Below are 12,252 nucleotides of genomic sequence, written 5' to 3'. Positions count from 1 at the left end.
GTCCTACTAGTGTTTTAATACTTAATTAAATCCTCAAACAACGGATCAATAATGATGACTGTCACAAATCCAAGAACTGTAAGAACTTTCTTTAATTCTAAGTAGTCATGTGCGATTTTTGATAAACCTAGAGTTTCTAAGGTTGTTAAGGTACGATCCATCAATTGAATAGCTTGTTCCTCCTCTTGATTTAATAGTGCTAAACAGCCTTCATAAAATGGCAAAAGAACCGCCTGTTCAATATGCTCATCTTTAATGACACGGCTTTTCCAAAGAGAGAATAGCTTGGTTGCATAGTCCACTTCACCAAATAAACAAAAAACGGAAAAGATCGTAATGAATGTTTGATACAAGATATCTTTATTACCTGGGACTTTTTCAAATCGTTCACTTTTATCATTCGCCATCTTTACATACTTCCATAGAACTTCAGGTTCCAAAGACACAGCAATGCGAGAAAACAATTTTAATTCATACACGCCCCATGTCGTCGTATCAGCCAAATATTGTTTCGCCGAGTCTAAAAGATGGCTGTGCATCAAGCTAGCCTCATGCATCGGGACTCCCTTGAAATAAGATTTTTTCGTTTCATAATTGAACCGGATTATTTGCAAAAAATGATCCAGTTCCAAGGAATAATTTTCGTGATAATATGCTAGTAATTCTTCGTAGTTTTCTTGTAGTTTTTCTAATTCCTTTAATGAAGCCACATTAGTAGCGCGCATATATTTGCTAATGGCTACATGTACTGGTGAATAAGGACTTTCAGAATGCAATACAATAAATTCTTCAAACTTCACCTCAAGCTTTGACAACAAAAGGTGGAATCTTTCACAAGACATTGATAGTCGCCCATTTTCAAATTGAGATAACAATGATATTGAAAGTTGCTCATCCACTAATTCCTTTTGTAACATGCCTTTCGCTTTGCGTATCTCTTTGATTGTTTTTCCATAACTTTTCACTTAAACACCCTCTTATAATATTTTAATATAACGCTCACCTTATTTTCATTATATTCTATTCATATTATAAAGTTAATAGGCAGATACAATTAATTTGACTAATCTCAGATTAATCATTACTCAGATGTTCGTGCAATAACTACCACTTTCCAGCCATATATAAAAATACATTCGTTGCTTTACCACAACTTTCGATAATGTCGCCTTTTCTATTGACACCCGAATAATTGAATTCATAAGTGAAGACTTTTACCGCTTTGTTCTCTTCTAATATTCGGATATCCGTAGCGAAATACTTTTCATTGCTGATTTCTTGTCAAGCTGATTCAAAGTAATTTGTGATGCCATATATTTGTTTACTGATTGACTACTGGCTAGCCAAGACTAACTGACATAATGCGGATATACGCTTTCCTAGATATTTTACGTAAAATTCATAAAAAAATAAGCAATCATCTACAAAATCAACTTTTGTAAATGACAGCTTACTTTCAAATAATTGAATCGCTACAAAGCATTTAATAAAATAACGTAAAGTTCTCTAACCATAGATTTCTGTGTACTACTCACTCTCCGCCATCGCAGAAACGAATGTTCCTGTTAAAGCATAGCGACGATGGATTCTTTCATTATCACTTAGCAAGTAAGTAATATAAATATGCTCTCCACCATTTTCGATAAAGCGTTCACCATTCCCAGTGATGGATTGCCAAAAAGCTTCCTGCATATTTTTTCGATGCTCACGTTCATCCGAGCGTATATCGCGACGTTCGTTTCTTGATAAATCTCTCCAATCACGTCCTGTAACCGAGCGAGTACCAATGATTTGATGATGCAAGTTGATCGTATCTTGGATCATTTGATCATCTGTTGAAAAGTCATTGCCTTTCATCTGACCCTCATGACTGACATAGATTCCTTCCACTTGAGATACTGCCGGCACATGATTCGTATAGGTACGTACACCGAAATTCGTCACTAACAGCATCACACCATATAAACTAAGAACGATGCCCATCATCGGCATCAACCATTTCACTTCAGTAATCACATTGAATGTTTTTTTCACAATCATTTGAGCAATCACAAAAGTAAAAGAAAAGCCAATCACAAAACCATAATACATAAACCAGCGACCGCTAAAGAAATCCATTAAATACGCACCCATAGCAAGCATTCCTGCTACTGACAACAAGAAAATCAGCAGATGTTTAAAGTTAGTGAAAACAATTGGTTCTTCCGTTTTTTCCACTTTCCGTTGCGTAAAACTAAGATACGCTAAAAATAGGATAACTAGCGTCATACTGATGTAAATCAGTAAAAAGATCGGTTGAGCATTCTGCCCAAAACTCCAAAACCATGCGATCGGATTGCTATAAGTGAAGATCACTTGACTGTCTAAAGGATTTACTGGTACATAGCCAAACACATACATCGCAGCGATTGTTTGGATCAAGCGATGAATCAGTGTTGGAATAAATGGGAAAATCGCAAACAAAAGACTGGCAATCACCCAATTTCCACTCACTGTTACCGCAAGGAGAAAAAGTGAAAAATAAAAAGTAACGATGATCAGGCTGCGTAAAAAGAACATCGCAACTACTGAAAAAGTATTGATCACTTCGCCACTGACGATCCCCCTTGAAAATAACGCAGTCGGAAATTCCAAGACATCTACTGAACCAGAATAACGAACACGAATCAACAGCAATGCACTCATCGCTAACAATGGAAGAACCATAACAAGCCAGCCACTTAGTGCGGAAGTCCAAAACAATTGGTTTTTGTTATCTGAAAAAGACGAATAGGCGCTCATTGCTTTTGAATCAAATAAATGTGAAAACAGAAGTAATATAACGACAACGGGGATCATGATCATTGAAACCAACATGATTGGTTGCCTCATCGCCAAAAGATCGATCATTCTTTGCGCTCGGACAACTGAATCGGCTCCTCCTGTTTGTAAAAATATTGGTAATAATAAAGCTAACCCATAGCCTAAAAATGTCAAAAGCACCATTGGCCAGATACGTTTCATTTGTTCTTTCATTAACGGCGTACTAATTACGGACTTCATCCAATGCCCCCTCTGTTTCGTAGATAAAGATTTCTTCTAGTGTCATTGGTACAAGTTCATAGACCAATGGTTCAAAGCTTTCGATATGTTGAGCGATTTCTTCCTCTTTCCCGCGTACGACTAATAGATCGGTACTGCCAAGCTCTTCCATATAAAGAACCTCTAAGCCGTCATAAGGATAATGATTCATCATAAAGTCTTGTGGAAATGCTACTTGGATCTTATGGGTATTTGCCTTTAGCTCATCCAATTCTCTTTCAATGACCAATTGGCCATTTTTGATGATCCCGATCGTATCACACAAGCCATCCATTTCTCGCATATTATGCGAAGTGATCAACACCGTCATTTCTCGATTCGCTACATCTTCAATGATCATTTTCACTACTTGTTTGCGAACCAATGGATCTAACCCATCGATGGTTTCATCTAACAGCAATACATCTGGCATTGTAGAAATATCAAAAATAAAGCCCACTTGTTTTTGCATGCCTCTTGAGAATGTGTTGATTTTTTTATTTTCATTTAGTTGGAACACTGCGACCAACTCTTGGTAGCGGTCATTATTCCAAGTTTGTTGGTATTTATTTTTAAAGAAACGCTGGAGCATTTTCATTGTATAGTCGGGCAAGAAATACATCTCCTCCGGCATATAACCGATCACCTTTTGATGTGCTTTATCATAGGCTGGTAACCCATCGATCCGAGCAATCCCACTATCCGGCCGCAAAAGCCCAGCTAAGTGCCTAAGTGTGGTTGTTTTACCTGAACCATTCGTTCCTACAAGTCCATAGATCGAACCTTTTTTGACATTCATGGTCAGCCCAGCTAACGCCATCGTATCGTCCATTTTCTTTTTCAACTGTTCTACCTGGATAAATGACTTTTGTCCCATCCCGATAAGTTGCTCGATTTCTTCTTTATTGCCACCATTTTCTAGCAACAATTGTAGATCGGCATGGATTCGACTATACAACGTTTTTATTGGTTCTTGATCCTTTTCTTCAGAGGACGTTCGAACAAACCATTCCGTTCCCCCTTCAGATTCAAAATAGCTCTGATTCTCTAGCTCTAAATAAGCTTTCAATACTGTATTCGGGTTAACCGTCAACATCTTAGCCAACTCAGAGGTACTAGGTACCTCTGAGCCAGGGCTAAGAACCCCTGTATCGATCAAACGCTTAAAATTATCTATTAGTTGATTGTATATTGCTTTACGATTTTTAAAATCGATTTGAAACATAATCGACACCTCCGCTTAATTTCTAAGAAGCAAACTGGCTATTGTAGATTTCACTGTACATACTGCCTTTTTGCAATAACGTTTTATGATCGCCAACTTCGACGACATTCCCTTCCTTCATGACTAAAATCACATCTGCGTTTTTGATCGTTGAAAGGCGATGCGCAATCACGAAGCTGGTTTTTCCTTTCATCAGATTATCCATTGCTTTTTGGATTTCTAATTCTGTTCTCGTATCGATACTCGACGTTGCTTCATCTAATAAAAGCATTGGCGGATTGGTCAATATCGCTCGTGCAATACATAGAAGCTGTTTTTCTCCTTGAGATAAAGACGCATTCTCATCATTCATGACCGTATCGTAGCCGTTTGGCAACGTGCGGATAAAGTGATCGGCACGTGCCATTCTTGCTGCATTCACGATCTCAGACTTCGAGGCACGATGACGCCCATAAGCAATATTCTCGCTGACTGTTCCTTCAAACATCCATGAATCTTGCAGAACCATGCCAAATAGTGAACGTAAATAATGACGACTCATTTTTTTGACGTCCACACCATCGACTTTGATTGCTCCTGCATTGGTTTCATAAAAGCGCATCAATAGGTTGATCATTGTTGTTTTCCCAGCGCCAGTTGGGCCAACGATTGCCACCTTTTGTCCAGCCTTCACTTCAAAATCGACACCATCCATCAATAGTTCTTTTCCATAGCCAAATTGGACATTTTCAAAAGAAATATTTCCTTTTGGTGCTTTGATTCTTCTGTTTGTTTGCGTATCTTCTTCCATTTCCTCTTCATCGATAATCTCAAACACTCGTTCCGCAGAAGCAATGGCAGATTGTAGCGAGTTGAATAAATACGAAGCTTCAGTCAAAGGCTCTTGAGACATTTGGATATACTGGAAAAACGATAAGATTTGTCCAACCGAGATTCTTCCTCGAATAACAAAACTAGCACCTAATCCAGCAATCACCACATACCCGATTTGGTTGAATAGTCGAATGATCGGCATGATCGCAAACATAATGAATTGCGCTTTTTTATCATCTTGATACAATTGATCAATTGAATTCTTCGTTTGCCCAATGACTTCTTTCTCTAAGTTAAAGGCTTTTATTTCTACCTGCCCTGAAAAATACTCTTCAATTTTCGTATTGAATATTCCTACAGAACGTTGACGATCTGTAAAAATCTCATTACTTTTTACCCCAACGAGCATAGTGATGACTAAACCGATCACTATCGCTCCGACACCAATCAATGTCAACGTTCGGTCAATGCGAATCATTAAAATAACCGCACCAACAATGGTGATTGCCGAAGTAAACAAGCGCATGATCGCATCTCTTAAAATTTCATTCACACGCTCCAAGTCGTTGGTTACGCGGCTTAAAACTTCACCTTTTTGATTTGTATCATAAAACTTCAACGGTACTTTTGTTAACTTTTCACTGATTTGTTCTCTTAAACTCAACACCAATTTTTGAGATACCGAAGCCATCGCATACTCTTGATAATAAGAGAAGACCGAACTTAATATATAAACCCCGATCAATAAGAGGATTGATTCAGCTAATCGACGAAAATCAATAGCAATCGCTGCTCCTTCGGTAAATGACAATTCAACACCTTCAAAAATGATATTGATGGCATCCGCAAATATATTCGGCGCCCATAGATTTAGCAAGACACCAAAGATAGCAAATAGAAAAGCGATCATCATTAGCCATTTTTGCGGCGCCAATGCTTTGATCAACCGTCCTAACGTTTTTTTACTATTTTTCGCATGTTCAACGGAGATGGCTCCTCCACCATCCATCACGTCATACGTATTATTGTTCTCTGAGCTCATTTGCTAGCTCCTCCTCACTCAGCTGAGATTTAGCAATCTCGAAATATGCACCGCAATTTTCTAATAACTCTCTGTGCGTTCCTTTACCAACAACCTTACCTTCATCTAAAACGATGATCTGATCTGCCTCTTTGATTGAAGTGATCCGTTGAGCGATCACAACCATCACCGATTTCTTTGTCGCATCCTTTAAAGACCGTCTTAATGCGGCATCTGTTTTATAATCCAATGCAGAGAAGCTATCATCAAACACATAGATCGCTGGTTTTTTCATGATCATTCGTGCAATGGACAACCTTTGTCTTTGACCACCTGAGAAATTCTTTCCTCCTTGCACAACTGTTGATTCATATTTTTCTGGAAGTTCATTGATAAAACTTTCTGCTTGAGCAATCGTTGCTGCCTGTTTCATATCTCTTAATGAAGCATGCGGATTGCCATGTTTTAAATTTTCTGCAATCGTACCACTGAATAAGAAGGCTTTTTGTGGCACAAATCCAATTTTGCTGCGTAATTCTTCTTGTGGTAAATCTTTGACATTCATCCCATTTAACGTGATTTTTCCACCAGAAGCCTCAAGTAATCGTGGAATAAATTTCGCCACCGTACTCTTACCCGAACCAGTTCCGCCAATGATTGCCGTCGTCGTACCTTGCTCACAAACAAAGTTTAAGTTTTGTAACACTGGATTTTCTGCATCGCGATAAGAAAAGTTAACGTTTTTAAATTCTAAACGTAAATCAGCACGTCCATTCAAGTGCGCCTCACCATCAGTGATCTCAGGACGATATTCTAAAACTTCAAGAATACGATTCGCACATACCTTTGCTCTTGGCAAGTTGATTGCTGAAAAGACAGCCATCAATAAATACATCAAAATATTCATTGCATACTCAATGATCGCCATGATATCACCGATCGCCATATTCCCTGAATCTACCCTCATACCACCAAACCACATAATTGCCACAGTAGAAAGAGACATGACCAACATAACGATCGGCATCATCACTGCGAATAATCGATTGATCTTGATATTCAAATTCGCAAAATCAATAAACGAAGCATCCATCCGCTCTTTCTCAAGCTTTGTCCGATTGAACGCTCGCACTACCCGAATCCCTGACAAATACTGCCCGACGATCCCATTGATCTTATCCAAGCCAACCTGTGTTTTCTCAAAAAGCGGAAAAATCTTCAAGGTAACCCAACCAAATACAATTGTGAAGATGACAGCTGTGATCAAGATGATCAACGCCATGTAACCATCTCTTATGTAGGCCAATATCAACCCAACAATCATGACAAAAGGCGCAGGGATCATCGTCTCAAAAAACATACTGATCGTCGATTGTAACTGTTCGATATCATTCGTTGCTCGTGTAATCAACGAAGACCCGCTAAAATGCTTGAAATCCTGGTATGACAACTTTTGTGTATGTTTGAACAAACGATCGCGGATATTTTTAGAAAAAGTCGTCGCCACCTCAGCGGAGTAGTACGTGGCTAAGATCGAGAAAATACCTGTCAGTATCGCCACCCCCCACATGATTGCTCCTGTCGTTTGTACATAATCCATATCTTGCATGACAACCCCTTCATTGATGATATCAGCCGTCAATGTAGGTAAATATAAAGTTCCCAACATTTGTAGTGTGATGAATAGGAGTAACAAACCTACTTTTACTTTACTTAAATGTGCCGTTTTAAATAGTTTTAGCACTGTGATCTCTCCTTTACTTCTTTCAATCTTTTTGTTTCAACTCAAAACTCATCTTCTTTTATCTATCTCATTTCTTAAACCTCTTATCTTTCTGGTGTTATAGCACATAAATAAGTATATAGTCTCCTATAATAGGAGGGTCAACAGTTATTTGAAATATTTTTTTTCAGTGAGTAAAAGAATCTGGACGAAGAGGTTTTAGAGGTGATAACACTGTTATAAAACTAGGAAGACATGGTAGAATTTTTTTTAAGAATAAAAAAAGAACCAAAAGTAGATAACTACTTTTGATTCTCAGTTTATTATTTTAAATAAAGGGTTTTAGGTATCTATTTCAGAACACTTGAAATAAAAAATTAAACGTTATAATAAAGCGGAATTATACTATAATCTACATTTTAGGAGCTCACGGGAATATGAAAAACAAAGTAATTTTAGGGATTGTTAGCTTGTTTTTTTTATTGACATTAACAAGTTGCAAATCTGCAAGTAACACTGACAAAAACGTTACAGTAATAACTAGTACAGTAACCACTGATAATAAATCATCAGAATCATCCTCTGCCAAATCAGAACCAGAGAACGAATCATCAAATGACACTTCAACACTCCATGGACTAAACGATCCGGTCACAATCTACTTAGCCGGAAAACCAGCAGTTACGATCGAAATTCTTAATGCCAGCGCCCAACCAGATGAGGTCATTCGACAACAAGCCTACTTAGCTCAAAAATTAGACACTGTCATCAGACTTGATATTCGCATGACAAACCATTCATTTAATGATTTTAATGATGGTTCGCAGTTTTATAGAAACTTTGATTTAGTTACAGAAGATGGCATTAATGTATATCCTACGCTACAATACCAACCCAGCGGTCAGCCAGAAACGGCCCCTTTAAAATTAGGGACCACAGGCGTTGTCCAATCTTACTTTTTACTAGACGGAGATGTGAAAAATACTAACGTTCAAGAAATCAATATCGAGTACTATTACGTGCGTGATTTAGTCAACCAAAATAGTCAAGATTTTAGTTCAATAAAATTTAAGCTTCCAGTTACACATTAACTTTATCAATAAAATCTCACTTAAGTTAACAATTATAAAAATACTAAAGATCACTGGGTAAGATATTTGACGGAACATCTTACCCATTGATCTTAGTTTGTTTTAGTTGTTGACTGTAGAATGTTTTCAACTAGTTTATCGCATAAATTTTATTAAAAGCAACCACTAGATAACTTGGCTTAAAATGGTAGATCATCCTCGCTAATGTCAATTTTTTGCCCATCAAACGGATTTTGGGAAGCCTTAAACCCACTTTTGTTCGTAGTTGTCCCACGTTGTTCAAAAGTGCTTGTTCTTTGTTCAGCTTGAGATTGATTTTGATGCATACGGCTTTCTGTCGCTGCTTTACTTTCTAATAGTTGGAAGTTATCAGCCACAACTTCTGTCACATACACGCGTTGGCCTTGCTGGTTGTCATAACTTCGAGTTTGAATTCGTCCAACAACACCGATCAAACTACCTTTTTTAGCTAACGTGGCGATTGTTTCCGCTGATTTCCGCCAAATCACGCAATTGATAAAATCGGCTTCTCGATTGCCGTTTTGATTCGTGAAATTGCGGTTGACAGCTAGCGTAAAAGTGGCGACTGCGGTAGCACTAGCGGTATAACGTAAATCGGGATCTTTAGTTAATCGTCCTACTAAGGTTACATTATTGATCATCCTTCTCTCTCCAATTCCTGATTTATTTGTTGGAATCTTTTCAACTATTGTTTTCTTTCTTGATTTTCAATTTTAATCATGCTTTTCATTAGGTGATCGATTTCGTTGACTGTCTCTGTAAATGAAATAGATTTCGCAAACGTATTAACTGAGCGATATTTTTCCCATTGTTTTTCTAAATAGTCGTTTCCTCTGATTTTTTCCATTTCTCTTTCATAATAAAAGGACAAAGGTTTGGTATCTCCGCGTTTTGTGAATGTATTTCGAACACTTTTGTATAACTCTTTCGTAACAATATTTTCTAGTTTTGGAATCGTAAACAAGTCATAGTAATCTTTTGCTCTCGAATTATCTGTACCAAAACTGAACGTAGCACTTAGCTTTTCTGCAATGATTTGTTCTGTTGGATAAGCTGGGATCTCCACTTTTTTATCTTCAAACATTAATTGGTGATAGTGTGTATCTACTGCAGGATAAATAGAATCACCTGTTGTCACATCCATTTTAAATGGCACACGTACTTTTTCTAAATTAGCCACTAACTTAATCTGAAACCCAGGATAAAAATCCGCTTCTCTTGTTTCCTTCATTCCTTGAATAGAGAAAACGATCCCATCTTTCGTGGGTTTTCTAGTTAAATCATTAAGAATAATCTGCAATTTTTCTTCAGTTAATTTGCTATTTCTAAATGTCGTATCGATATCAATGGTTGTCCTTCTATCGATTCCATATTTTGATCCTAATAAAAAGCCACCCTTTAAAATAAAGTCATTTTTGTACTTTGATTCAGAAATTTGTTCAATTAAACGATCCATCATAAAATGCCGTTGCACTAACTGTGCATTCAATCCTGTACTCTTTGCTAAATTTCTGGTTTTTGCTGCAAATTGTGTTGGTGTCATTTTTTTCCTCCATCAATACAAGCTTTGCATATGGTATTTCATTTCTTTTTCTACATGTAGTTTTGTCATGTAATCTCTTAATTTACTTGGATTTCTCATTGGGTCTTGCATGTAATCTTTTAACGCTTCTAATTTCATTTCGTATTCAATTTCGTATCTCGGATTCCAAATATCACAAAGTGTACGCTCTTTATCATACATATTGATAGGATTCCCTTGAAAGGAAGTTCCCTCTACTTTTCCTAGCTCATAAAATTCTTTCTTCACAAAATGAAACTGTAACTGCTGTTCTCTTGTAATTGAACGATCCACGTTATAGCCATGGGGAAAAGTTAAATGAATGAATTTTGGCATATTCGTAGAAAGCTGGTAAATATCTAAGGTCGTTTCATGAGAAAAGATTCCTCTGGAAAATCTTTGCTGAAGCCAAAATAAATCATCTATTCCATGACCATCCTCTACATAATAACCACGATCAACTTTGATCAATTTTCTTTGATTCACCAATCTTTGTACAGTTGTTGCTGCGATTCCTAATTTTCTAGCTTCCTTCATCGATAAATTTCCATCCCGAATAGCCAGCAATTCTTTCAGTTTATCTTGCATTTACTTATCCCCCTTTGTTACAAATACACTACATCAAATATATCATGTTAGTGTATTTGTAACAAGATTGGGGTCTATTGAACGAATTCAATTTCTTTTTGAATCTGCTGTTGGATTTTCAATTACTATAGCCTTAACTTATTCACCCACACTTTCTCCTATTCTGAACGAATTTTTGCTTTTAGATCTTCGTTATTTTGTTCTTTATAAGTTGTATTTCTCATGATTATTCCTCCGTAAATGCTAATTAGTTTTGCGCTTCGTTTTTTCTTTTTTAATTAGTGGTCTTTTAAAATAACAATTGCTTCAAATTACAAATTTTTGGTCCTTCTCACTAGTTAGATTTCTCGAGAATCCTGAATGTTTCCGTCCAGCTCCATAACTGTGCGTTTCTTTTTTCCAGGATTCTTTTTAGACTAGTTTTTACTAATATACGCATTTTTCTTTCCATTTACTTCTCAATCCCCTCAAATTTAGTGCCAAAATCACCAAGCAGTTCTCAAGTGACACTCCTTGCCTCCAAAACGATAGAACGCGACTGCGTCTACTTTAGTTTCATTGCCTGATAAAACATTTATAATTTCCGGTGATATTTTTGTTGACTTTTCAACAAAGAACCTTTACTCTGGATGAAATTATAGAAAATTCAACAATTTAAATGGAGTGAGAAAATTTGATCAATCTAGAGGAAACATTTAAACATGCAAATATTGACTTTGAGTTATATCATCACCGAGCGATTTATACGAATGAGGATGCACTGGTTGTAAAAGCAGAACAAGGTTTCAATGGGACAGAGACAAAAAGTTTGTATTTAAAGAACAAACAAGACAATCACTATATCTTTTTGACGTTCACTACGAAAAGAAGTGATTTTAAAAAATTAAGTAAACTTGTAGGAAAAAGGCTTTCTGTTGTCTCCGCTGAAACGATGGAGGAAACAACTGGGCAAAAACCGGGAGCCGTCTCCCCTTTTGGCTATGAGACACAAGTGCCTGTGATAATTGATGAAGCGTTGCTTTCACATGAAAAGCTTGTGTTTGCGCCTGGTCGCCCAGATCAAACGATGGTTGTAAAAGTTGCTGATCTAGACAAAATTATTAAGACGCTTGATTTAGAAACTTATTTACTACCAATGGAGGAATAGCT

10 protein-coding genes are annotated in these 12,252 nt (G+C 37.0%); 2 read left to right on the top strand and 8 right to left on the bottom strand.

Annotation, left to right across the window (positions count from 1 at the left end; translation table 11 throughout):
* Window positions 1–14 precede the first annotated feature (14 nt).
* The 5 genes from IGL24_RS03025 to IGL24_RS03005 all read right to left on the bottom strand — a co-directional run bounded on the left by IGL24_RS03025 (window position 15) and on the right by IGL24_RS03005 (window position 7,863).
* A complete protein-coding gene (locus tag IGL24_RS03025) occupies window positions 15–965 on the bottom strand; it encodes a helix-turn-helix domain-containing protein (RefSeq protein ID WP_206855546.1) in 951 nt (316 codons plus the stop codon).
* 562 nt (window positions 966–1,527) lie between these two features.
* Entirely contained in the window at window positions 1,528–3,042 is a 1,515-nt protein-coding gene (locus tag IGL24_RS03020; protein ID WP_207699598.1) for a hypothetical protein, read from the bottom strand.
* Entirely contained in the window at window positions 3,026–4,285 is a 1,260-nt protein-coding gene (locus tag IGL24_RS03015) for an ATP-binding cassette domain-containing protein (RefSeq protein WP_206855540.1), read from the bottom strand. Before IGL24_RS03015 ends, IGL24_RS03020 begins: the two co-directional genes overlap by 17 nt.
* A gap of 22 nt (window positions 4,286–4,307) precedes the next feature.
* Window positions 4,308–6,140: an ABC transporter ATP-binding protein gene (locus tag IGL24_RS03010; protein WP_206855538.1), complete on the bottom strand. Its 1,833-nt coding sequence runs from the start codon at window positions 6,138–6,140 to the stop codon at window positions 4,308–4,310.
* Window positions 6,121–7,863, bottom strand: coding sequence for an ABC transporter transmembrane domain-containing protein (locus IGL24_RS03005; protein WP_207699596.1), 1,743 nt, complete (start codon window positions 7,861–7,863; stop codon window positions 6,121–6,123). Before IGL24_RS03005 ends, IGL24_RS03010 begins: the two co-directional genes overlap by 20 nt.
* A gap of 416 nt (window positions 7,864–8,279) precedes the next feature.
* Here IGL24_RS03005 and IGL24_RS03000 point away from each other — a divergent pair, with 416 nt between their 5' ends.
* Window positions 8,280–8,933, top strand: coding sequence for a hypothetical protein (locus tag IGL24_RS03000; protein ID WP_206855534.1), 654 nt, complete (start codon window positions 8,280–8,282; stop codon window positions 8,931–8,933).
* Window positions 8,934–9,112: 179 nt separating this feature from the next.
* Here IGL24_RS03000 and ssb read toward each other — a convergent pair whose 3' ends face one another.
* Genes ssb through IGL24_RS02985 form a run of 3 tightly spaced genes read right to left on the bottom strand, consistent with a single transcriptional unit; the run spans window position 9,113 to window position 11,103 of the window.
* Window positions 9,113–9,595, bottom strand: a complete 483-nt coding sequence (ssb, locus tag IGL24_RS02995; protein ID WP_206855533.1) for a single-stranded DNA-binding protein — start codon at window positions 9,593–9,595, stop codon at window positions 9,113–9,115.
* 44 nt (window positions 9,596–9,639) lie between these two features.
* A complete protein-coding gene (locus IGL24_RS02990) occupies window positions 9,640–10,497 on the bottom strand; it encodes a nucleotidyl transferase AbiEii/AbiGii toxin family protein (protein ID WP_206855531.1) in 858 nt (285 codons plus the stop codon).
* 12 nt (window positions 10,498–10,509) lie between these two features.
* Window positions 10,510–11,103 (bottom strand): type IV toxin-antitoxin system AbiEi family antitoxin domain-containing protein, encoded by a 594-nt coding sequence (locus IGL24_RS02985; RefSeq protein ID WP_206855529.1) that lies wholly within the window; start codon window positions 11,101–11,103, stop codon window positions 10,510–10,512.
* Between the two features lie 673 nt (window positions 11,104–11,776).
* Between IGL24_RS02985 and IGL24_RS02980 the strand changes: the two genes are divergently transcribed.
* Window positions 11,777–12,250, top strand: a complete 474-nt coding sequence (locus tag IGL24_RS02980; RefSeq protein ID WP_206855527.1) for a YbaK/EbsC family protein — start codon at window positions 11,777–11,779, stop codon at window positions 12,248–12,250.
* Window positions 12,251–12,252 lie beyond the last annotated feature (2 nt).

The sequence above is a fragment of the Enterococcus sp. DIV2371 genome, from assembly GCF_050498525.1.
GTDB lineage: Bacteria > Bacillota > Bacilli > Lactobacillales > Enterococcaceae > Enterococcus_B > Enterococcus_B mangumiae.
Note: the sequence above shows the minus strand (reverse complement) of the source record. Positions and strands in the feature narration are given on the sequence as shown.

Excerpts from the sequence above, each read along its gene's own strand:
- IGL24_RS03010 (WP_206855538.1), bottom strand. The coding sequence starts at position 6,140 with ATGAGCTCAGAGAACAATAATACGTATGACGTGATGGATGGTGGAGGA.
- IGL24_RS03015 (WP_206855540.1), bottom strand. The coding sequence starts at position 4,285 with ATGTTTCAAATCGATTTTAAAAATCGTAAAGCAATATACAATCAACTA.
- IGL24_RS02985 (WP_206855529.1), bottom strand. The coding sequence starts at position 11,103 with ATGCAAGATAAACTGAAAGAATTGCTGGCTATTCGGGATGGAAATTTA.
- ssb (WP_206855533.1), bottom strand. The coding sequence starts at position 9,595 with ATGATCAATAATGTAACCTTAGTAGGACGATTAACTAAAGATCCCGAT.
- IGL24_RS03000 (WP_206855534.1), top strand. The coding sequence starts at position 8,280 with ATGAAAAACAAAGTAATTTTAGGGATTGTTAGCTTGTTTTTTTTATTG.
- IGL24_RS03020 (WP_207699598.1), bottom strand. The coding sequence starts at position 3,042 with ATGAAGTCCGTAATTAGTACGCCGTTAATGAAAGAACAAATGAAACGT.
- IGL24_RS02990 (WP_206855531.1), bottom strand. The coding sequence starts at position 10,497 with ATGACACCAACACAATTTGCAGCAAAAACCAGAAATTTAGCAAAGAGT.